We start from the raw sequence: 21,283 nt of genomic DNA on the forward strand, positions 1-21,283 counted from the left end.
CCTCTCTACATGATGCTTTCTTTGGTGATTTTTTTGAACAAGCCGTTAGCAGTAAACAGAAGGATGATACTGACAACGGAGTTGAATATACCTATGGCTGTACCATATGAGAATCGCCCCAAATTCAAACCATAATTGAGCGCATATAAATCAAGGACTTCCGCGTAGTCGGTAACAAGACTGTTCCCCAGCAACAACTGTTTCTCCATTCCAATACTAACAAGATGCCCAATAGACATGATTAGTAGTACGGAAATCGTAGTCCGAATGCCTGGCAGCGTGATGTGCCACATTTGTCTCCAGCGGTTAGCTCCATCTACACGGGAAGCTTCATACAACTCTTGGTCGATACCAGTGATCGCTGCAAGATAGATGATCGCATTCCAACCAGTTTCCTTCCACATATCTGAAGCGGTTACAATGTACCAGAACAAGTTCCCCTTGGCCATGAACTGGATCGGCTGATCGATAATGTTCAGGCCTACCAAAATGTCATTGATAATCCCTCCATCGGTGGAGAGCATCTTGGTAATGATCCCGGCTACAACGACCCAGGATACAAAGTGAGGCAGATATGACACCGTTTGCACGGCACGCTTGAAGAACATGCCTCTCATTTCATTCAGGAGAATAGCGAAGAATATCGGCACGATAAAACCGACAACTAGCCCCATCAAGCTCATTGCAAGCGTATTTCGAAGTACCAGATAGAAACGTTCATCACTGAACAGCTCTACAAAGTGTTTAAAGCCAACCCACTCTTGATCACCAAATGACCTGGCAGGTTTATAGTTTTGGAAAGCCATCGTCCATCCCCATAGTGGCAGATAGTTAAATACGAAAACCCAAGCTACGAATGGCAATGACATGAGATAGAGATATTTCTGCTGCTTCATTCTGTCCCAAATTCCGTTCCGCCGATTTTTTAAAGGCGGTTTGGGGTCACTGCTTCTGTTCGCGGAAGCGGATTTTTTTGTTAGCGTTTCCATCTCCGTTCCCCCTCCTCTGTTTTATAAAATAATCATACTCGATAGAGCGTTTTCAAAATACCATCTGGATTTTAGAGAAAATCATATAAAAATTAGATATAGGCCTATATAATCAGACATTATTTAGTTGAAATCAGTGATAAATTCTACTTCCGAATGCAAAAAAAGTAATATAAAGGTAAAATGAATCTGATATGGTGAATTTCGAAAACGTTTTATAGAAATCGTTTACTTCAACCTGATGGCATACAAAAAGGACCCTTTCGGGTCCCTATAATTACAATGTGAATTGAATCGTTTGCAGTTTAACGATCCCGAGCAATTGCGCAACAGAAATGGAGGTTGCCGGACAGAATTGATCTCCATGCAGATACGCAAGTATCTCCTGAAATAAGCAGGCGGCTTCCGGACGCTTCATTAACGCCAGGTTGGTGAACGGAATTGAGGATACCAACATCCTGCCTTTCCCTACTTTTGCCTCAAAAGCATACGCGAGCCGTTTGGCCCGATGGAAATGATCGATCACTTCAATCAGCGGCTTCACCCCGTGCAAAGTATCCAAACATATTGCTGGGGTACCGTTCACCAGGTGATACCAATGCCAGTCGGAAGCTCCATCATGCGGGAAGGAGCCCAACAGTGGTAACTGATCGTTCAAATACATGCCCATTGTTGCACCAGGCTGTGTAGCGAACATGAGATAATTCCAAAATACAGGCAGGTACTTGGTCTCCACCGAATCATATAACCCTTCTGCGGTTGGCTGTAACCAAACACTTCCCCCGTTGACCACATAATCAACGACATTGGGTGTTAACGACTGAACGATAACCAAGTCAATCTCCCGGTCTTTCAACAACTGAAATCCATCAATACGATCCACAGCATCATGTTGTGCTTCCCCAAGGAAGGGCTGCAGCTCTGCCACGGTATTCCAGATTCGTTTTGATTGCGAATGAGTCCGATAAAATGGGAAGGACCAGCCATGCCACATATTGACTGCGATCCTCTCCGAATCGCCTGATCGCAGTTCCGCTTCGATTCGAAAAGCTGCTGCCCCTTCATGCGGTGCGGTAGCGACGAGGCATCCCAGTGACATTACAGACCCACATTGGATGTCTCCGGTTTTCCATTCCCCTTTGTTAAGTATCACATCATCGCTAATCAACTTCCACTGTATGGATGCATCCTTAAGTGGCTCTTTACCATAGTGAGATATGCGTACATCCACTTGGATAGATTCACCAGCGTAAAATGTACGCTCCTTGCAACTTAACAATAGAACCACTTCTGCGTTGAATCGCTTGAATTCTTCAGGTGTTGTAATGCCTTTGTCGTCCCAGAATACGTCCAAAATGCCCGTCGTAGCATGTCCCTGGCCCGGAAAGTCGCGGATATCCAGTAACTGTACGCCGGCAGCATCTGGCGTTCGCCGAATCCGCTCCATAGCTTCTTTTAGGGACCGCACCAGATGTGTACCGCTGGCCTGTTGAAAATGCTCCAGATCCGCCATCATTCCTTTGTGTGTCAATGATTCTTCAACGGGTTGTAACCAGGTAGGACGCAGAACGCCCGTATACTTGGCTCGTTCCTGAGGCCGCACATACATGGTGTATTGTGCATGTTCGTGCCCAATGACGGGATGCTCCGCAAGTCGGGTAACTGCATGATAGTCCAGCGTGGTATCCGGCACAGCGGAGTATGCGGATTCCAGCGGGGGATGCCAGTTCAATGACTGGATATAATAATCACCTTCCCGCCCTTGCGCCGGTACCTGTCCAAAACCTGTATTGTCCGTATATAACCGGGTGGGGTCGATATCCTTTGCCCTCGATACCCATGCATTAAGTTCAGGATGGCCATTCGGACCAATAAGCTCATTCCCCATGGAGAACATGACGAATGAGGGATGTCTGTGAAGCGACTGGAGCAACCCGTCCAATTCTTGTGTCAGATAAGACAACACTTCAGCCGGCGCAGACTGATTCGGTTGCTCAAAGAATCGAGACCAATGTGGAAGTTCTGCCTGTACCAGCATGCCCTCTTCATCAGCAGCTTCCCAGAATGGCTCTGGTGCACTCCACCCATGCAGACGAACATGGTTGAATCCGTACGATCTGGCGACTCGAAACTGCTGAATATAATGCTCCTTGTCCCAGACGGGATAACCTGTAAGGGGGAAGATACAGCAATCGACGTACCCGCGCAGATACACTGGTGTGCCATTCAATACAAGCTGCTGCCCGTTTGTTGCAAAGGAACGTACACCTAATGATTGCTCCAGCCGATCCAGTTCCTGTTCACCGTCATGGAGGTGGATCACTACTTTGTAAAGTTCCGGGGATTCATCCGTCCATAATACAACAGGCTTCTCTTTCCCAAGGTCCAATCGCCACTGATCTATTACAGCGTTGATTTCAGTTGTACCTTCTGAGCTTATATCAGCATTCGGAGGAGCACTTAGTTTGACATTACAACTGTATCGATCAAGCCATGTGCCATCCGGATGCTGGATATCCACATGCAATTGCATACCTCTATCCATCTCATTAGCGGGAGCGCTTACAGTACAATGAACCAGAATGGTTCCATTTTCAGCATCTGGTTGAATACGTAACGTCTGTATGCGGCATGGGGGCAGACGGTCCAGATAGACACCACCCGTGATTCCCCCCCAGGCTGTGGCCGTGTGTAATGAATGAATATGGCTACCAGCCAGCGGAAGTTTCATCATATTATCCACGCGAATCTCCATCCGATTCACTTCTCCCTGCTTCACCAGAGAGGTAACATCCCACTTCTGCTGATTCACCAGACTATCCTGCTGCCCGGCGTATTGTCCATTGATCCAGAGATTCGTTGTCCAGCGGACCCCTTTCAATCTGAATATATACTGGCAATCAGGATCGTCTGTTGGAACCAGAACATCCTGAGCATACCAAGCTGAGCCTTCATACTTACGCACCTTGGTCCAGGTATCGAGCCTTCCGTATTCAGGCTCATCTCCATATCCTTGCTCTTCCCATGAACCGGGAATCTGAAGGGTTCCCCATGAGGTGTCTTTACGCTGTGAAGGCGGTAATATCTTTTGTTGAACAAGTTCATCGGACTCCAGATCCAAACAAAACTGCCATGTTCCATTTAAGTTCAATGTATGACGTACAGTGCCTATATCAGACAAATTCATATGTTATAGTCATCCCTTCGTCTGGATTCTTGTAAATCCAGTCTAAGGTATGAGACACTCCGTGACCATTGCTTATCATGGGAAGTGCATGGACAATATGATGAATCTGGAAATATCCAGTGATCCCGAAAACGTTTTATTCAATAAGCATGGGCAAAGCCCGGCATTTCATACTTATTCTTCGTTCATATCAGGGGCAGATTCTTTGGACAGGGACTGGGTTCTGGCTTGTTTGTACGCGGAAGGGGATTCTCCTACATATTTCTTGAACTTACCGTGGAAATAGTCCACGTTCGCATATCCCACTCTGGCTGCAACCTGATGGACCTTGAGTCCTTCATCCAGCAATTCCTTTGCCTTCTCCATACGGACCTTGTCCAGAAATACATTAAAGTACTCCCCTGTGTGATTCTTGAACAACTTGCCCAGATAACTACTGTTATAGTTGAATACTTCAGCAAGTACCTCCAGCTTGAGGTTTTCACCAGGATTACGCTGGATAAATTCAATCATCTGTTTCAGTACGGTATCCTTACTGCCTCCACCCATACGTTGAATAAGTCGATTCAAATGTTCGGCTGCCATCACTTTGAGATCAGACAGCGTGAATTGATGATAGACTTCGTTAATCAGAACCGAGTGTTCCTGCATGATGGAGTGCATATGTTGATTCGTCGCTGCGAGCTTGTTGATCGCGAGAGAAAACACCTGTGAGAACGCCGTCTTGATGGCTTGCTCTGTCCGATGATAGGGAACCAGACGCTCTTCCATCTCACCCAGCACCCGCATGACCGACTCACTACTGCGGATGTCCAGCGCATAATACAACTTGTCCGCAAGTTCCTCCTCATCCGGTTCATGTGCTCCTTCCACAGCTTCAACTCCTGGGCCAATAACGCCTCCACCTTCGCTACCTTCATTCCATAGAATGATACGTTGCTCCGCAAACAAGAAGCGTTCCCCAAGTGTACGATTCGCCTGTGTGTAAGACCGTGCAATCTTAGCAGTGGACTGTACAAGTTCCCCTGCAGCCCCATACATGTGAATATCCCATTCTCCCAGCAGTCCCTCCAGCTCAACATACAGATTCCTTGCAGACGACTCGGATGTGATCACTTCCTTGCTTAACAGACCCAGACCGGAATGGAATGAAAATATGATGCCTCGATCCTTCTGATCAAACGCTTCAATCAGTTTGCGTTTCATGACACTTCCCCGCTGCAAATCTGGCGCCGCATGCATCTCAAGCAGCACGATCTGATAGTGAGGCCAGTGCAGACCCAGGCTGTCTTCTTCCATACTGCCTGCACCCTCCAGACTGTCAAAGAGTAAAGCCTCGATCTGATGTTCCCTATAGACGGTATCTTCACCCGCATGACGCGCCATCGTCTCCCGTTCACGGGTCAGTATCGCAGCAATACGCTCCAGCTCACCAATAATCTCTTCTTCATCCACAGGTTTGAGCAGATAACCATCCACACCAAAACTGATGGCTTTCTTGGCATAATCAAAATCTGCATAACCGCTCAATATCAAAAAGTGCGAACCTGGATGGTTCACGCGCACTTTTTCAATAACATCCAGCCCGGTCATACCAGGCATCCGAATATCTATAATGGTCAGGTCAGGCTCCAGTTCCTCAAAACGAGTGATGGCCTCACGCCCGCTAGCCGCTGTACCGATGACTTGAAATCCATATTTCTCCCACTCGATAATGGTTGTCAGTCCCTCACGTATGCTCGGTTCATCATCCACCAAAAATACTTTATACATGTTGGTCCCCTCCTGCTGGCAAAGTGAAAGAAACCTCTGTTCCTTCCCCATATACACTCGTAATCTGCAATCCATATGGCTCCCCATATGTCAGTGTTAAACGTTGATGTACATTGCGCATACCGATCCGGCTCTTCTCCTGTTCCTCCGGTCCACAGATGAACTGCATCACCTCAGCCAGTCGTTCCGGCGTTATGCCCGCTCCATCATCTTCTACACGTATCTGCACAATGTTCTGTACTAAACGAATACTGATATGAACTCGGACCGTACCCTCTTTGTTCTCCAGGCCATGGACAATCGCATTCTCAACCAAAGGTTGAATAATGAGCGGGGGAATGTACATCTTCTCCACCTCGGGATCAATGTCGATCTGGAAAGCAAGTCGGTCGCCGTACCGAAATTTCTGAATTTCCAAATAGGAACGTACCATTTCAAGTTCAGCCCGGAAGGTCGTTTTTCCGCTGCCAATCTCCAGACTTTTGCGCATTAGCTTGCCCAGCAGCCTGACGATGTTGGCAATCTCTGCTTCTCCTTTGATATGGGCTTTCATACGAATGGACTCCAGTGCATTAAACAAGAAATGTGGATTGATCTGACTCGCCATCATTTTCAGTTTAATTTCTTTCTGGGCGATTTCCAATTGATTGTTCTGTTCCGTTGCCTCTACCACCTGAGTCATGAGTTCATTGATACTTTTCACCATGTAGTTGAACTGTCGTGACAGTTGTCCAATCTCATCGTTGCCATCAATTCGGGAAGTCACGTTCAGGTCTCCTAATGCAAGCTTGTTGAGATGTTTACTCAGCCGCAGCAATCGATTCGAAGTGAGGAACGAGATAATATATACGAATAATAGGGCGATGACCAGCACCAGTATAATAAAAATCATGCCGATCAAGCTGACGGTGTTGGCGTCTTTGACTATATTTTTGGTGGCAAAAACCGAAATCACCTTCAGGCTGTTCATACTCGATCCAGGGCCCAGCTCATCAATAACAATATTAGATGGTTCCCCCCGGAAATCACCCTCTATGGTGCCTTTCGCCTGATTCTGCAGATCGACACCAAAATCAAGCTCATCCAGTGTTTTACCCACGAGCTCGGTATTCTTGGCTGCAACCACATAGCCCTGCTCATCCGTAATCATCGTCTCGAACTGTTCTTGACGCAACAATCCATTCAGCTCATCCTGATTGATTACAATCATCAGTACACCCTCGGTCCGATATTCGGCAAAAGGCACTTTGCGCACCAAACTGAGCTTGTGTACAGGATTGTCTTCCTTATCCGGAATGTAGAACCACCCAATGCTGGTCGTTTTCAATGCCTGTTGGTACCAGTAGCTCTCTTCCGTCTTCTTGTCCACCGGGATGAATTCGAGGTTGTTGATCAAGGTCGGGTTGGTAGAGTAAAAGCGAATACCGGCTATCTCACGGTACAAACGCTTATACTCCTGAAAATCTTTGTATGCAAGATAAGCCGAGGTTAGCTCCACAACGCTCTCGTACCGTTTGTTCACGATCTCCTTGAGGTCCGCGTTAAACATTAAAAGGTTGGATATATCGGTTGGCACACGCAGCATGGTCGCCGTCTGGCTCTTGATCCTGTCCACATTAATGATGGTCTGCCCAATCGCATTATCCAGGGCTTGCTGGCGAAAATAACTGGTCACAGCAAGACCGACGATCAAGACCGGGATCATGACAACCAGTACATAGGAAATGAGCAATTTATGCTTTAATTTGAGATTATTGGTGGTTCGTATCAGCCTTTTAAACATGTCTGCACCTTCCGTCTCCTGTATAAGCGCTTACATATAAAGAGCAGGATCAGGATGTCCTGTCCTTTTAATTTATCATACCACATAACCGCCAGATTTCGGATGGTCATTGAAATGGGTGTATATTGCCAGGCTTCAAGCCAGCCTACCTCTAGCAGAAGAGGCCGCCTTTAACGTGGCGACCGGGCTTACCGAATTATTTTTGCTGACAGAAGTTTAGTGACTCCTAGATGGGCGGAATCCATATCCTTTGGCACGCCATGCAACAATCAGAGCCACCAGTGATAATGCCAAGATGGCCCATGTAAAGGACGATGCCCCCCCTTGATTCAGAAGAACACCTCCCACCATTCCCCCAAGGGCAATAGCCAGATTCCAGACGGTTGTATTAATCGGCATTACGAGATCCACACCCTGTTCGCCAGTAGCTTGAGCAAGGGCAGTCTGTAACAGGGTAGCCGCACCGCCAAATGTCAGACCCCACAGCGCAACCGAACCGAAGACCACAACAACGTGCTCACTCCAAAGACCTAATACAAGGGAAATCAAAGCAAAGCCTGCAAGACTCATGAGAACCAGCATACGCAACCACCGATCAATGAATATACCTGTAACCCAGATGCCCACCAATGCCATCAGACCAAATACAAGTAAAATGAGTCCAACCTTGGATTCCAATCCGACATCGGCGAGAAAAGGAGCAATATACGTGTATAAAATATTATGAGCCAACATCCAGGCCAAAACGACAGTCAAAATGGGAATGACACCGGGGGTGAACAATACTTGCCTGACAGAGATGCGTTTATCAGCTGACTGTCCCGGATAGTCGGGTACTTTCCAGAGCACCCAGAAAATCAGTATAAAGGCCAGCAACGACATTAGCCAGAACACTGAGCGCCAGCCCATAAATGAACCCAGCAACGTACCTGCCGGAACACCGAATGATAAGGCAATCGGCGTTCCAATCATAGCCACAGCCATTCCCCTTCCCTTTAGATGATCAGGTACCATGCGTAATGCATAACCGCCAATCAGGCCCCAAGAGACACCTGCTGCAACACCGGCCATAAAGCGGGCGAATAGTGTCAGCACATAGTTTAACGAAAGGGCAGTAATGGTGTTGAAGACAAGAAAACCGATAATGGACAGAAGTAAAAGCGGGCGCCGCCGCCACCCCTTAGTCAGCACCGCCACAGGTATGGCAGCAACCAAAGACCCAACAGCATAAAAGGTGACAAGCTGCCCCGCCCCTGCCTCTGAGACCTGCAGCCCTTCTTTAATTTGCGGCAGTAACCCCGCAGGAAGTGTTTCGGTCATAATGGCTATGAAACCCGCCATAGCCAGGGCCAGCAACCCCAACCACGGAAAACGATGAGAAGATATATCCGACATCTGTGCAGCTCCTTTTAAGGTAGTATTGAACAAGTAATCAAATTATGGATCGATCATTCCTTATATTATTCAGACTGTCTCACCTTGTCAATGACTTTTGGATCGATTAGTATATAATTAAGAAAAAAAGGGGGAATCTCTTATGGCAAGAACGGGACGTCCGCGCATTTTCGATCGGGATGAAGCCTTATTACAGGCGATGATGCTCTTTTGGGAGCAAGGATTCGAGGCCACTTCATTACTTCAGCTTCGAGCAGCCATGGGGGATATTTCAGCAGCCAGCTTCTATGCAGCCTTTGAATCCAAAGAAGCGCTGTATAAGGAAGTGATAGAACGATATATGGGCACGTTTGGACGCGTGACAGAAAGTTTCTCGGATCTCACCCTGTCACCAAGAGAAGCCATTGAAACAACATTAAGAAGTACCGCAAAAATGCAAACAGACAGCTCGCATCCATCTGGCTGTTTAATTGTGCTCTCAGCCAGCACATGTTCTTCCAAAAACAATCATATCCGTGACATTGCCGCCGAGAAAAGAAAGCTGACTCGCAACCGCCTGCAGGATTGTATCCAGCGAGCTGTGGATATCGGTGAAATTCCTGCTGCCACGAATGTAGCCATGCTGACCACCATATTTGATACCTTTATGCAAGGCATATCTACACAAGCTCGGGACGGTGTTCCTTTTGCAACGATCGATCAGGCTATCACGGAATTCATGGGCATCTGGAACATTGTTCAACATTCAGCCTGACTTTACCTACGAACTGTTGATGGGTTAGAAAAGCCAAAAAAGGCACTCCCACGATTGGAAGTGCCTTCTCAGTTTAAGATCTATCCATATGCTCTTAAGGACGAGGTGTGTCTACACCATTCAGGATCAGTTTCGGATGAATATCGGCGCTCAGCGAAGCGGAGACTGCACAATATTTTTCCTCAGCCATCTGGATGGCTTTCCAGATTCGATAATCCGGGATATCACCATCTACTTTGAAGATCAGATCAATGGATGTGAAGCCTTTAGGCATCTCTTCGCTGCGTGTGCCTTGCGCTTCAATCTCAATCGATTCAATTTTGTCCAAAAATGCGTCCAGAATCATCGTAATATCGATTCCCATACAGCCGCCGAGACCCGCCAGTAACAACTCCATCGGGGTAGCTCCCTTGCTGTCACCACCATAAGCAGCAGTGGCATCCATGCCAACGGCGTAGCCAGAGGGTCCTTCGGAAGTAAACGCGCGTTTGCCTTTCCATACGGTTGTTACATTCATGATGTTATCCTTCTTTCTTCTTCGTAGGTTTCGTTAAAATTCAGTTATCTGCTGCAAGAAACGACGAGTGCGCTCCTGCTTCGGATTCTCAAAGAAAGCCTGTGGACTTGCCTCTTCCACAATCGCTCCATCCGCCATAAAGACGATTTTGTTCGCCACATTACGGGCAAACTTCAATTCATGTGTCACGACCAGCATCGTCATGCCTTCCTCTGCCAGCTCCTTCATAACGGAAAGTACCTCTCCGACCAATTCAGGGTCAAGGGCTGAAGTTGGCTCATCAAACAGCATCACTTCCGGTTCCATCGCAAGTGCTCGTGCAATGGCGACCCGCTGCTGTTGTCCACCGGACAATCGGGATGGATACGCGTCCTGCTTGTCCGACAAGCCCACCCGATCCAGCAGAATCCGGCCGCGTTCGGCTGCTTCGTCACGTTTAATTTTTTTCACCGTAACGAGACCTTCCATCACATTGCCCAGCACCGTCTTGTGCGGATACAGATTGAACTGCTGGAATACCATTCCGGTCTGGCGACGAATCTCCAATACCCGGGCACGCTGGACACGCAGCGAATCAGTACTGTTTACCACAACACCGTTCACTTCAATCTGTCCACCGGACAGCTCTTCCAGTCCATTCAGGCAGCGCAGCAAGGTACTCTTGCCGGAACCACTTGGGCCAAGTAATACAACAATATCTTTGGCATCGACATGCAGATCGATGTTCGTAAGTACTTCATTTTTCTGAAAACGTTTGGTAAGTCCAGTCGTTGTAATCATCGCTTCTCTCCTCCCATCAGTAGGCCCGAGCCAGCCGGCGCTCCACTTGTTCCAGAATGGCCGAGAAGCCGATACTCATGATCCAGTAGATCACACCGATGGCCAGATAAAACGGCATGTTCAATGCATATTGTGATACCAGCAGTTGTGCTGACCGTAATAACTCGGTAACACCAATCGCCGCCACAAGTGATGTTTCCTTCAACATGCCAATAAACGTGTTACCCATTGGCGGGATGGCAATGCGCACAGCCTGCGGGAAGATAATCCGTCTCATCGCTTGAGCGGGGGTCATTCCCGTTGCATATGCAGCTTCCGTCTGTCCTTTTGGTACAGCCTGAATGGCTCCACGGAACGTCTCCGACAGAAACGCACCTGCATTCAGACTGAGTCCCAGACATGCAGCCGTGAGCGATCCCAAGGTCACTCCATAATCAACCAATCCGTAATAGATGACGAATAATTGCACCAGCAGCGGCGTTCCCCGCATGATGGATACATAGAATCTTGCGATCAACCTAAGCCACATCGGTCCCTTCAGACGAGCAATCGCAACGAGCACCCCGATGATGAACGCAAAAAACATGGAGATCACAGTTACATACAGCGTATAGTAAGCCCCCTTCAGAAAGAAGGGGATATTCTCAAATACCAGTTCCATGGGTCAAATCTTCCCTTCGCCTTGCAGGTTCATTATTGCGCAGGCTCTTCACCAAACCATTTTTTGAAAATGGTATTGTACGTGCCATCATCCTTCATGCCTTGGAGGGCATCATTCAGTGCAGCAACAAGTTCCGGATTGTCTTTGCGAACAGCAATACCTGCCTGATCACTCTTAATCGGTTCACCTACAGCTTTGATATTTAATCCGTTGGCATCCACAATCGGTTTCAGCGCGTACATGTTGTTAATTGTTGCGTCAATTCGCCCAGCATTCAGGTCTTTGAGTGAAGAGATCACATCGTCATAGGTTTTAATTGTGAAGTCTCCCACTTTTGGCAACACCTCATTACGCAAATATGACTCATCATTCGTACCCAGACCTACGCCAATCGTTTTACCTTTGAAGTCTTCCAACTTGGTAATATCGTTATTGTCTTCTTTTACAATAATTTTAACTTGATTCGTAATATACGGATCACTGAAATCCAGTACTTTCTTACGATCATCGGTAATGGTCATCTGGCTGATGATGGCATCCAGCTTTTTAGCTTGCAGACTAGGTGTCAGACCGGAGAACTCCTGGGATACAAATTCAACCTCTACACCCAGACGTTTGGCAACCTCACGTGCGATATCGGCATCGTAGCCATCCATTTCTTTCTTATCATTCAGGAAGTTGTACGGTGCGTATGTGCCCATCATGCCCACTTTAATGACGCCAGCAGACTTGATCTGCTCCAGTTCATTACTTGCCTGTGCACCGTTCGTGCCTCCATTGTCTGTTGCCTTACTTCCACAAGCGCTAAGTACGAGCATCGTCATCAGCAGAATCGCTGTCAAAGACCAGCCTTTACGAGTTTTCGATCCATATGTTTTGTTCATTACGTTAACTTCCTCTCATTCGTGTATTTCATCTCATGGTGTACATTGGGTTACTTCGTTGTCCATTAAACCGCAGTTGTACCCATTATTCCCTGCTCTTTGCTTAATCATGTGAATCTTATCTACCCAGGAGTCCATAAAACTCAAAGCTTGCTGCCTCGGCTGCCAGGGATGAAGCTGTCATGGTTGAGAACTTGCTGTGCAACTCATCAGAGCCGAATAACCAGCGGGATATCATCCCTTCAATCATGCTCACCAGCAGCGCTGCTCGAAGTGGCACATCCATGTCCTCAGGCAACATGCCGAGTTCGATGGCACGTTCCATATTGTAACGGAACGCAGTCTCGACGGCATTACGTGTCTCCTCGACCAGACGTTGTACGGATTCTTCGGATACGATACCTTTGAGCAACAGTTCCATAAAATAACGATTCTGCGCAGCAAATGAGAACATGTCGGTGAACAACCTTTCCGATGCTTTCACCATATCCTCTACCGATCCGGCATCCTTGCGGTAGCCTTGCCCAATGGCCTCAAGTAACTTCTCCTTGCCCGTTAATACAATCTCCGAAGCAATGGCTTCTTTACTCTTGAAGTGCCAGTAGAACGTTCCTTGCGCAACACCAGCTTCACGGACGATATCGGAAATTTTCGTCTGATGGTAGCCTTGGGTCGCAAACCGTTCCATCGCTATGCGTATTATCTGGTCCCGGCGTTCTTCTCCGGGTTCCAAACCGTTAATTTTGGTCATTCATGTAACCCTCCCGATTGATCAGTCAGTCAGTTAAGTTATATCCTATGGGATAACTAGGTTTTTGTCAATATAGTTTTAAACAAATGGTTACAGGCATAAGTTGAAGTTGAGTGCATTTGTGATCATAATAGGTGATAGTCTTGTTCAGATGAACAAGCATTGTCGAGCAGGACAGCCTGTGCTGTCATCTGCATTTCAAGGAGGAAGAGAATTGGACATTATATCATCCATTATTATGGGCATCATCGAAGGTTTGACTGAGTTTTTGCCCGTGTCTTCTACTGGACACATGATTCTGACTGCCCACTTGCTGGGTTTATCGGAGGACAACGAGTCAGTCAAAACGTTTGAGGTGGTTGTTCAACTCGGAGCTGTACTTGCTGTTGTTGTACTGTACTGGAACAAATTCATTGATATGTTCCGCTTCACTGGAGGGACACGATCTTATTCCCGCCGCCTCAATCTGGGACATATCTTCCTGGCGATGGTTCCTGCCGTAGTCATCGGACTTGTATTCCGTGACTGGATCAAAGCACATTTATTTGGTCCAGAGACAGTGCTGTACAGCCTCGTTATTGGTGGTATATTGATGATTGTAGCCGAACGCTGGAGTCGCAAGAGTGCACGGATTACTACCCATGATGTCGATGATATCTCCTACAAACAGGCATTCGTCGTGGGGATATTTCAGATCTTGGCGTTATGGCCAGGCTTCTCCCGTTCCGGTTCAACGATCTCAGGCGGCCTCTTTGCAGGGGTAAGCCGTGTAGCTGCTGCCGAGTTCACATTCCTCGTGTCTGTGCCAATTATGATTGGTGCTACGGGATATGACCTGTACAAGAGTATCGATCACCTGAACGGTAGCGATTTCCCGATCTTCGCGATTGGATTCATCGCTGCTTTCATCGTTGCCATGCTTGCGATTAAGACGTTCTTGTCCATTTTGAAAAAATTGAGTCTGACCGTCTTCGCTGTATATCGCTTCGTCCTGGCAGCTGTGTTCTTTATTATTTTGATGTAGTCTTACAATCCTATTCATTAGACAGGCAAAATCAATGGCGGCCCCGTGTTCCCTTCGGAACGAGGCCGCCATATTTTATATTCTGTACTATGCTTTTGTGACTTCGTGACTCCCCTGCACTTCTTTCTTTATCGCTCGTTTAGATCATTGGTGATCCCGACTTAGGTATACTATGTAACATGGGCAACCAGACTGTTTACTACTGAAATGTCTTCTGGCTTAATACCACTCTTTCACTTGAATATTCCTTTGTTTCTTCCGAACTTTTAATTTCTCCAGCAGATTATATCTATTTTGCTTCTGTTCCTGTAACAGTTGCTTTACACCTCTCATTAACAATCTGTACCTTTGGTCATCATTATGGCTGAGTTGGTGCATTTCTTCAAAAATGGTTTTGTTCATATGTATCTCGTTTCACCCCAGTATTCGGTTTGTAATACCTAGTATACAGAGACACACTGAACAAATTCTAAACAACTCCCGTTCCATCTCCTATTACGTACCATTTTCAAAAGCAAAAACCCCTTCCCAAGTGATGCGGTAGGAAGAGGTCATGAGATAGCTTCTGCTTAAACGAACACGAAATGAATTAAACTTTGGATTCAAGCGTCTCCAAATACTCGGAGATTTGAGCAGGTGTTTTAGCCCATTTGCTATGCAGATGTGCGATCTTCTTGCCGTTCTGGAATACGAGCAGGCTCGGAATGCCGCGTACACCATTCTCTTCAGCAAACGGCTGGAACTTCTCTGCATCCAGGGCATAGAAGGTTTTATCTGTATGCTGATCGATAACGTCCCCGATAAAGCGATCCAGGTTTTTGCAATCCGGACACCAGGTTGTATCAAATTTAATGACGGTAAAACCATCAGAGTTAATTGTATCCAGATATTGTTGTTCACTTTGAATTCTTTCCATAGGTCTTCTCTCCCTTGTATGTTCCTTTTTTGGCTGATCTTCATTGTACCTCGTATAGTTACAATTGAAAATAGGCCGGATGGAGTTAACGATACTGCTTGTACAGATTAGCGGGACTGAGCTCCCGTATTTCCTGAATTTCCGCAACTGTGAGCTCAGGTGCATTCGAAGCGGCAATATTATGCAGCAACTGCTCTCCTGAACTGGCACCAGGGACAACAGCTGCCACGGCAGGGTGGGATAATGCGTAACGAATAGCCGTCTGAGCCATACTGCGTTGGTCCGTGACAAGACGACTTAGTCCTTGGCGAATGATGTGCAGTTGCTCTGGCGTATAATCCAGGTAACCTTTCTCTGCCTTGGCAGATCCGGAATCGGCGAGCACACCACTGGCTACAGGTCCACGAGCGATTACACTAATACCGTTTTGCTCAAGTAAAGGTAACACTTCCTCTTCCGCCCGGCGATCTGCCACACTGTATTGGTTCATGACGCTGACGAGAGAAGCCCTCTTCACATATTCCCGGATGACATTCGGACGGATGGAGGAGATACCGTAATAACGGATAAGTCCTTCCTGTTTCAGTTCCTCGAAGGCTTCAATTGTTTCTTCAATGGGATCGTCCATCGTACCGCCATGCAGCTGATACAGATCGATATAATCCGTCTGCAGTCGCTTCAAACTTTCATGTACAGCTTGCTTAATGTAAGCTTTGGACGGGTCCCACGACCAGCCCTCTTTACCGGCAATACGACGATTACCTACTTTGGTTGCTACAATGACTTGATCCCGACGTCCTCTAATCGCTTGTCCTACAATTTCTTCATTACGCCCTGCGTCATACAGATCGGCTGTATCCAACAGATTGACGCCATGATCCAGAGCTTCATGAATTAGAGCTACGGCAGGTGTTATATCGGTTCCGAGAGACATACAGCCCAGTCCAATCTCAGACACCATCAATTCGGATGTACCCAAATGATTTTTCTTCATGTGTGCATCTCCTTCCATTACGTTCTGCAAGTATCCATTGTATCATTCTTGCTGGCAAAAATCGCATGCCAGACTAGAGCAAAGTTTTGCTTTTAAGTCACCAAAAAACCTGGAACTACTGCAGCTCCAGGTTTTCTCATGATAACGATATGAATTATTAAACGAGTATGTCAAAATCTATTTCACTTCAACGCGTGGTCTGGTTTTGCTTGCATGAGATGAATTGGATCTTTTCATCATACCGGAGACGGTACTAAACAACTTATCTCTTGCTTGTTTGTTCCTCATCAGGTAAGTTACGCCTGCACCGATAGCCGTCATCATGATTCCTCTTCTTTTAGACATGTGCTTCTCCTCCTTCAGGATAAATGTACATCGTGTCTTGTTTGACAATTACCCTTTGAGAGGAAAACGAAACGAAGCGGAAGCATGATCGCGCAAAAAAAAATGACCTCCGAATTAAAATTCAGCGGTCATCTTCCACTCGCTCTTTTGCGGCTCCGCAGAACAAGAACAGTTAAACAAGCTTTCGTACATATGATCTCGTTCAGGCACCTGCTCACATCTCCACCTTATTAATCAGATGGCGTTGCCACATGAGTCATTTCTTCATGTTTGTAGGTCGAGCCATCCGCGGTCAGATAAAAGTGGCCGATGGGATGCAGATCTTCATCCAGTTCATAGATCAGTGGAATGCCTGTCGGAATGTTGAGGGCCATGACGTCTGCCTCGGACAGCTGGTCCAGATGCATGACGAGTGAACGAAGCGTGTTACCATGCGCAGAGATCAGCACTCTTTTGCCAGCCGACACCATCGGTTTAATCTCCACATTCCAATAATCCAGCACACGCTTCGATGTATCCATCAGGTTTTCCGTAAACGGGATAGTGCAATCAAGGCGCTTGTACTTGTCCAGGTCCTGCACATATCGATCATCGTTTTCGTCCAATGCCGGGGGTGATACGCGAACGGAGCGTCTCCATTCCTGCACCTGATCTTCCCCATATTTCAAAGCCGTCTGCTGTTTATTTAACCCTTGCAAAGCACCATAATGGCGTTCGTTCAGCTTCCAGGTCTTCGTAATGGGAATCCACATGAGGTCCATCTCATCCAGCGCAATATCGAGTGTACGGATAGAACGTTTCAGAACAGATGCATAAGCGCAATCAAAATCAAACCCCTGTTCCTTCATGATTTTCCCTGCTTTACGAGCTTCTGCATAACCATCCGTCGTCAGATCCACATCTGTCCAACCAGTAAATCGGTTCTCCACATTCCACATGCTCTGTCCATGGCGAATCAAAACAACTCTGTACATAACTGTGAACCTTCCTTCCATGGAAACATTACCCCAAGTTCAGCAAGATATGCTTAACTACATTTAACTACATTAATAATACGGTGCCATCATCAGGTATACCACGACACCTGTAGAGCTGACATACAACCAGATTGGCATGGTCCAGCGTGCAATTTTGCGGTGTTTCTTTAGCTGATTCGTCCAGCCCCATACAAGTGTGAACAACGCCAATGGAACAATGAGGGCAGCCAGTATACTATGCGTGATCAGAATGAAGAAATAGATGGAACGAATGATGCCTTCGCCGCCAAATTTGGACGTTTCTGGTGAGAGGTAATGAAACGTCAGATATGTCACAAGGAATAAAAGGGTCGTTGAGAATGCAGCAAGAATGAATCGTTTGTGCAACTTCACATTACGCTTGATAATAGCAATGAGCGCTGCGAGCAGGAAGATGAAGGTAAAACTGTTAAACACGGCATTAAAACGCGGCAACACCGTAATATCAAAGGTTACATCACCTTTGTAACCAATAGATGGTGCGAAGAACAATAATAAAATAATGACATTAGCGAGAATGGAAATCGTGATAATGATGCCTGCGAAATTTTTATTGCTCGTCGGGGATGGAATGTTCGACTCCCCTTTGTTATTTTTGCCCAATGCCAAATCCTCCTCATATCCTAACTTCTATGTTCTATATCATTATATCGCGGCAAATCCGGGCTGTTAAGTGACAACACTCTGAACAAAACGTGACACAAACGACGTTAGTGTGCCCGTTACTGCCATTTTCATACTTACCAAGACAGCAAGATGTTTACCACAGCTCAAATTTGTGTTATAGTTAGTGTCATTAATCACATACGCGTTAAACCGGAGGAGCCTGTCACCAAGGGCCCTCCTTGTCTTTTTTTAGGCATGAATGGCACTTTTTATTAATGCTGTTCTATGCCTTTTTTTGTTTTTTAGGCTTGGAATCTTTCGCCCTTGGGCTGGTAATCCTATAAAAACGCAACTGCTGGAGAGGAGCACACCTATGGAATTTATTTTGGTTCTTGCACTTATTTTGATCTTCACCAAACTTGCTGGTGATTTGTCCGTCAGGCTCGGTCAACCTTCTGTTTTAGGTAAACTGATTGTCGGTGTCATCCTGGGACCTGCGCTACTTGGTTGGGTTCAACAGAGTGATTTCGTCCATTACATGGCCGAGATCGGGGTATTATTGCTTATGTTCATTGCCGGACTGGAAACAGATTTGGATCAATTGAAGAAAAACTGGAAAGCAGCCTTCGCTGTTGCTGTTGGTGGTATTATTTTACCCTTCATTGGGGGATACAGTTCTGCTCTTGCCTTTGGCATGTCGCAGACACACGCGATGTTCTTCGGATTGTTGTTCTGTGCAACTTCGGTAAGTATCTCTGTACAGACATTGAAGGACATGGATCAACTCAGCTCGCGTGAAGGCACCACGATTCTCGGAGCGGCTGTTGTGGATGACGTACTCGTTGTAGTTCTCCTTGCTGTCATGATGAGCTTGCTCGGAACAGGTGGAGGAGACGTTTCCATCGGATGGCTGATTAGCAAGAAACTGCTGTTCTTCGTTATTATCATCGCTGTTGGTTGGTTGGCTGTTCCACGGATAATGAAATGGATGGCACCACTGCGGGTTACCGAAACGGTGATTACGACAGGCCTTATTATCTGCTTTGGCTTCTCGTATTTTGCCGAGTGGATGGGTGTTGCCGGTATCATTGGTGCTTTTGCCGCAGGGATTGCGATTTCCCAAACGAAATTCAAACATGAGGTCGAAAGCAAGCTAGAGCCAATTGCCTACAGTATTTTTGTACCCGTATTCTTTGTCAGTATTGGACTTAATGTCACATTCGATGGTGTCGGTTCACAGATCTGGCTCATTATTGTGATTAGCATCATCGCCATTCTGACCAAATTGATTGGTGGTGCGCTTGGTGCAAGATTTACCGGATTTGATCTGACATCTTCCATGGCTATTGGCTCGGGAATGATCTCCAGGGGTGAAGTTGCCCTAATTATCGCTTCTACCGGACTCGCTGCCGGATTGCTTGATCCGGAGTACTTCACCAGCGTCGTGATCATGGTTATTATCACTACCTTGGTTACACCACCGTTGCTCAAGATCACCTTTGCACGTAAAAAGGGAGAAAAGCGCGTGGAAAGAGGTATTGAGGAATCCCACCTGAGTGGATAACTCAGAAGAAAGATGTAGTTGTGAAAGTGGTGGTGTGGACGCTCTGATGCAAGCGTAGCAGCGTTTCATGTCGTTAATGACTTTAATCGTGAAACAAACGCCGCTTTGATCCATTCACCTTCAACCCGGGAGGTTGGAGAGGATCAGAGCGGCTTTTTTATATTATCATAAAATCCTAAGTATTCGTGATCCTTCTCAATTCCTCATAATTCGTTACAAAACAAAAAAAGACCACCTTATACTCAAGAGGTCTTCGATCCTTGCACATTTGCAACAGGCTGTCCCATTTTAAGTTAACACGCCAACGTAAAACCCAATCGAAATAAAGACAACGCACCATACAAATGCACCAATGCCCGATACGAGAACGTACCTGCCGATAGCCATCTTGCTAATTCCGGAGAAACAACACATCAGATGACGAATGCCTGGAATGAAGTAACCCAGGATGATGGACCAATATCCGTATTTGAGAAACCACGCCTCCACCCTGCTGAATCGTTTGGCGTTAACGCCGACCCACTTGCCATATTTTTCAACCAGCGGCCTGCCCGCCTTCTTGCCGATCATGTAACTGAGCAGCCCCCCGGTAAATGCCCCACCGAAACTGACGGCAATGGATACGGAGTAATTCAATACCGAGATGGAGGCGAGATATCCGACAAATGTCATCATCACCTCATCCGGAATCGGCATGCCAATGACACCAAGAGCCAGTAGTCCGTATATTGCGAAATATCCATATTGACCAATAAATTCTTTTGCAAATTCCATACTGACTCGCTCCTTATTTCGGTTCCACAATATCCTTCTCATGAGAGGCTAGCACTTGTTTTAGTGATGGGAATCGGATTTGGCTCACCATGAGACCAGATAGTACAATAATGACAAGATAGGCTACGCCATGTGTGAAATAAGGACTCCAGAGCGCGAAAAAGGACATCAGACCCCCTGCAAATGTAATCGGCATCCCGACAAAACCACTGCTTGCTGTCTTCTGACAGTTATAACGGGCCAGACGCAATGCACCGCACACCGGAAACAATGCGGTCAGTGCCATCCCGAGCACGCTCACTTCATTCATGGAGTTCAGGTACAGAATCAGCACAGGGGCTGTTCCGAACGAAACTACATCAGCAAGTGAATCCAGGGCTTTGCCGAACTCACCCTCACAATGCAATTTGCGGGCTGCATAGCCATCAAACAGATCAAAGAACATCGCTACCCATATCATCATCACAGCCAGGGCGAATTCACCATGAATAGCCATAATGACTGCCAGCATGCCCGAACTCAGATTCCCCAAGGTTAAAATTGATGGTAAAGACTTCATAAGATTTGACT

21 protein-coding genes are annotated in these 21,283 nt (G+C 46.7%); 3 read left to right on the forward strand and 18 right to left on the reverse strand.

Annotated elements, in window-relative coordinates:
* Positions 1-5 precede the first annotated feature (5 nt).
* The 5 genes from M1D71_RS25235 to M1D71_RS25255 form a co-directional block, all read right to left on the reverse strand.
* Complete coding sequence (locus tag M1D71_RS25235; RefSeq protein WP_458124146.1) at positions 6-989, reverse strand: ABC transporter permease; 984 nt, start codon at positions 987-989, stop codon at positions 6-8.
* A 277-nt stretch (positions 990-1,266) separates the two neighbouring features.
* Positions 1,267-4,176: a glycoside hydrolase family 2 protein gene (locus M1D71_RS25240; protein ID WP_458124147.1), complete on the reverse strand. Its 2,910-nt coding sequence runs from the start codon at positions 4,174-4,176 to the stop codon at positions 1,267-1,269.
* A gap of 174 nt (positions 4,177-4,350) precedes the next feature.
* A complete protein-coding gene (locus M1D71_RS25245; RefSeq protein ID WP_458124148.1) occupies positions 4,351-5,949 on the reverse strand; it encodes a response regulator in 1,599 nt (532 codons plus the stop codon).
* Positions 5,942-7,732: a histidine kinase gene (locus M1D71_RS25250; protein ID WP_458124149.1), complete on the reverse strand. Its 1,791-nt coding sequence runs from the start codon at positions 7,730-7,732 to the stop codon at positions 5,942-5,944. The genes M1D71_RS25245 and M1D71_RS25250 overlap by 8 nt, the downstream gene beginning before the upstream one ends.
* Positions 7,733-7,948: 216 nt before the next feature.
* Entirely contained in the window at positions 7,949-9,127 is a 1,179-nt protein-coding gene (locus tag M1D71_RS25255) for an MFS transporter (protein ID WP_458124150.1), read from the reverse strand.
* 142 nt (positions 9,128-9,269) lie between these two features.
* On the opposite strand from M1D71_RS25255, the gene M1D71_RS25260 reads away from it, so the two are divergent.
* The gene (locus tag M1D71_RS25260; RefSeq protein ID WP_458124151.1) at positions 9,270-9,881 is read left to right on the forward strand and encodes a TetR/AcrR family transcriptional regulator; all 612 of its coding nucleotides are present in this window, start codon (positions 9,270-9,272) and stop codon (positions 9,879-9,881) included.
* Between the two features lie 94 nt (positions 9,882-9,975).
* Here M1D71_RS25260 and M1D71_RS25265 read toward each other — a convergent pair whose 3' ends face one another.
* The 5 genes from M1D71_RS25265 to M1D71_RS25285 form a co-directional block, all read right to left on the reverse strand.
* Positions 9,976-10,398 carry an OsmC family protein gene (locus tag M1D71_RS25265; RefSeq protein WP_145325844.1) on the reverse strand — a complete coding sequence of 141 codons (423 nt, stop codon included), beginning with the start codon at positions 10,396-10,398 and terminating at the stop codon, positions 9,976-9,978.
* A 33-nt stretch (positions 10,399-10,431) separates the two neighbouring features.
* On the reverse strand, positions 10,432-11,178 hold the full coding sequence (locus M1D71_RS25270) for an amino acid ABC transporter ATP-binding protein (protein ID WP_458124152.1): 747 nt from the start codon (positions 11,176-11,178) through the stop codon (positions 10,432-10,434).
* A 16-nt stretch (positions 11,179-11,194) separates the two neighbouring features.
* Entirely contained in the window at positions 11,195-11,839 is a 645-nt protein-coding gene (locus tag M1D71_RS25275; RefSeq protein WP_017692207.1) for an amino acid ABC transporter permease, read from the reverse strand.
* A 32-nt stretch (positions 11,840-11,871) separates the two neighbouring features.
* The gene (locus M1D71_RS25280) at positions 11,872-12,723 is read right to left on the reverse strand and encodes a substrate-binding periplasmic protein (protein ID WP_458124153.1); all 852 of its coding nucleotides are present in this window, start codon (positions 12,721-12,723) and stop codon (positions 11,872-11,874) included.
* Between the two features lie 118 nt (positions 12,724-12,841).
* The gene (locus M1D71_RS25285) at positions 12,842-13,474 is read right to left on the reverse strand and encodes a TetR/AcrR family transcriptional regulator (RefSeq protein ID WP_458124154.1); all 633 of its coding nucleotides are present in this window, start codon (positions 13,472-13,474) and stop codon (positions 12,842-12,844) included.
* Between the two features lie 238 nt (positions 13,475-13,712).
* Here M1D71_RS25285 and M1D71_RS25290 point away from each other — a divergent pair, with 238 nt between their 5' ends.
* A complete protein-coding gene (locus M1D71_RS25290) occupies positions 13,713-14,498 on the forward strand; it encodes an undecaprenyl-diphosphate phosphatase (protein WP_260871203.1) in 786 nt (261 codons plus the stop codon).
* Positions 14,499-14,717: 219 nt separating this feature from the next.
* On the opposite strand, the gene M1D71_RS25295 is transcribed toward M1D71_RS25290, so the two are convergent.
* From M1D71_RS25295 to M1D71_RS25320, 6 genes are all read right to left on the reverse strand, one after another.
* Complete coding sequence (locus M1D71_RS25295) at positions 14,718-14,900, reverse strand: hypothetical protein (protein WP_145325849.1); 183 nt, start codon at positions 14,898-14,900, stop codon at positions 14,718-14,720.
* A gap of 187 nt (positions 14,901-15,087) precedes the next feature.
* Positions 15,088-15,414 (reverse strand): thioredoxin family protein, encoded by a 327-nt coding sequence (locus tag M1D71_RS25300; RefSeq protein ID WP_017692202.1) that lies wholly within the window; start codon positions 15,412-15,414, stop codon positions 15,088-15,090.
* Between the two features lie 85 nt (positions 15,415-15,499).
* Positions 15,500-16,408, reverse strand: coding sequence for an aldo/keto reductase (locus tag M1D71_RS25305; RefSeq protein WP_458124155.1), 909 nt, complete (start codon positions 16,406-16,408; stop codon positions 15,500-15,502).
* Positions 16,409-16,585: 177 nt separating this feature from the next.
* Positions 16,586-16,753, reverse strand: coding sequence for a hypothetical protein (locus tag M1D71_RS25310; RefSeq protein ID WP_458124156.1), 168 nt, complete (start codon positions 16,751-16,753; stop codon positions 16,586-16,588).
* 230 nt (positions 16,754-16,983) lie between these two features.
* Complete coding sequence (gene gpmA / locus M1D71_RS25315; protein ID WP_458124157.1) at positions 16,984-17,727, reverse strand: 2,3-diphosphoglycerate-dependent phosphoglycerate mutase; 744 nt, start codon at positions 17,725-17,727, stop codon at positions 16,984-16,986.
* A 72-nt stretch (positions 17,728-17,799) separates the two neighbouring features.
* Positions 17,800-18,372 carry a DUF420 domain-containing protein gene (locus M1D71_RS25320; RefSeq protein WP_458124158.1) on the reverse strand — a complete coding sequence of 191 codons (573 nt, stop codon included), beginning with the start codon at positions 18,370-18,372 and terminating at the stop codon, positions 17,800-17,802.
* 376 nt (positions 18,373-18,748) lie between these two features.
* Between M1D71_RS25320 and M1D71_RS25325 the strand changes: the two genes are divergently transcribed.
* On the forward strand, positions 18,749-19,939 hold the full coding sequence (locus tag M1D71_RS25325) for a cation:proton antiporter (RefSeq protein ID WP_458124159.1): 1,191 nt from the start codon (positions 18,749-18,751) through the stop codon (positions 19,937-19,939).
* A gap of 288 nt (positions 19,940-20,227) precedes the next feature.
* Here M1D71_RS25325 and M1D71_RS25330 read toward each other — a convergent pair whose 3' ends face one another.
* Both M1D71_RS25330 and pssA read right to left on the reverse strand, forming a co-directional pair.
* Positions 20,228-20,713: a DedA family protein gene (locus M1D71_RS25330; RefSeq protein ID WP_458124160.1), complete on the reverse strand. Its 486-nt coding sequence runs from the start codon at positions 20,711-20,713 to the stop codon at positions 20,228-20,230.
* A 13-nt stretch (positions 20,714-20,726) separates the two neighbouring features.
* On the reverse strand, positions 20,727-21,272 hold the full coding sequence (pssA, locus tag M1D71_RS25335) for a CDP-diacylglycerol--serine O-phosphatidyltransferase (RefSeq protein ID WP_253441014.1): 546 nt from the start codon (positions 21,270-21,272) through the stop codon (positions 20,727-20,729).
* Positions 21,273-21,283: the final 11 nt, after the last annotated feature.

The organism is Paenibacillus sp. Z3-2, assembly GCF_054161325.1.

Excerpts from the sequence above, each read along its gene's own strand:
- M1D71_RS25235 (WP_458124146.1), bottom strand. The coding sequence starts at position 989 with ATGGAAACGCTAACAAAAAAATCCGCTTCCGCGAACAGAAGCAGTGAC.
- M1D71_RS25240 (WP_458124147.1), bottom strand. The coding sequence starts at position 4,176 with ATGAATTTGTCTGATATAGGCACTGTACGTCATACATTGAACTTAAAT.
- M1D71_RS25245 (WP_458124148.1), bottom strand. The coding sequence starts at position 5,949 with ATGTATAAAGTATTTTTGGTGGATGATGAACCGAGCATACGTGAGGGA.
- M1D71_RS25250 (WP_458124149.1), bottom strand. The coding sequence starts at position 7,732 with ATGTTTAAAAGGCTGATACGAACCACCAATAATCTCAAATTAAAGCAT.
- M1D71_RS25255 (WP_458124150.1), bottom strand. The coding sequence starts at position 9,127 with ATGTCGGATATATCTTCTCATCGTTTTCCGTGGTTGGGGTTGCTGGCC.
- M1D71_RS25260 (WP_458124151.1), top strand. The coding sequence starts at position 9,270 with ATGGCAAGAACGGGACGTCCGCGCATTTTCGATCGGGATGAAGCCTTA.
- M1D71_RS25265 (WP_145325844.1), bottom strand. The coding sequence starts at position 10,398 with ATGAATGTAACAACCGTATGGAAAGGCAAACGCGCGTTTACTTCCGAA.
- M1D71_RS25270 (WP_458124152.1), bottom strand. The coding sequence starts at position 11,178 with ATGATTACAACGACTGGACTTACCAAACGTTTTCAGAAAAATGAAGTA.
- M1D71_RS25275 (WP_017692207.1), bottom strand. The coding sequence starts at position 11,839 with ATGGAACTGGTATTTGAGAATATCCCCTTCTTTCTGAAGGGGGCTTAC.
- M1D71_RS25280 (WP_458124153.1), bottom strand. The coding sequence starts at position 12,723 with ATGAACAAAACATATGGATCGAAAACTCGTAAAGGCTGGTCTTTGACA.
- M1D71_RS25285 (WP_458124154.1), bottom strand. The coding sequence starts at position 13,474 with ATGACCAAAATTAACGGTTTGGAACCCGGAGAAGAACGCCGGGACCAG.
- M1D71_RS25290 (WP_260871203.1), top strand. The coding sequence starts at position 13,713 with ATGGGCATCATCGAAGGTTTGACTGAGTTTTTGCCCGTGTCTTCTACT.
- M1D71_RS25295 (WP_145325849.1), bottom strand. The coding sequence starts at position 14,900 with ATGAACAAAACCATTTTTGAAGAAATGCACCAACTCAGCCATAATGAT.
- M1D71_RS25300 (WP_017692202.1), bottom strand. The coding sequence starts at position 15,414 with ATGGAAAGAATTCAAAGTGAACAACAATATCTGGATACAATTAACTCT.
- M1D71_RS25305 (WP_458124155.1), bottom strand. The coding sequence starts at position 16,408 with ATGAAGAAAAATCATTTGGGTACATCCGAATTGATGGTGTCTGAGATT.
- M1D71_RS25310 (WP_458124156.1), bottom strand. The coding sequence starts at position 16,753 with ATGTCTAAAAGAAGAGGAATCATGATGACGGCTATCGGTGCAGGCGTA.
- gpmA (WP_458124157.1), bottom strand. The coding sequence starts at position 17,727 with ATGTACAGAGTTGTTTTGATTCGCCATGGACAGAGCATGTGGAATGTG.
- M1D71_RS25325 (WP_458124159.1), top strand. The coding sequence starts at position 18,749 with ATGGAATTTATTTTGGTTCTTGCACTTATTTTGATCTTCACCAAACTT.
- M1D71_RS25330 (WP_458124160.1), bottom strand. The coding sequence starts at position 20,713 with ATGGAATTTGCAAAAGAATTTATTGGTCAATATGGATATTTCGCAATA.
- pssA (WP_253441014.1), bottom strand. The coding sequence starts at position 21,272 with ATGAAGTCTTTACCATCAATTTTAACCTTGGGGAATCTGAGTTCGGGC.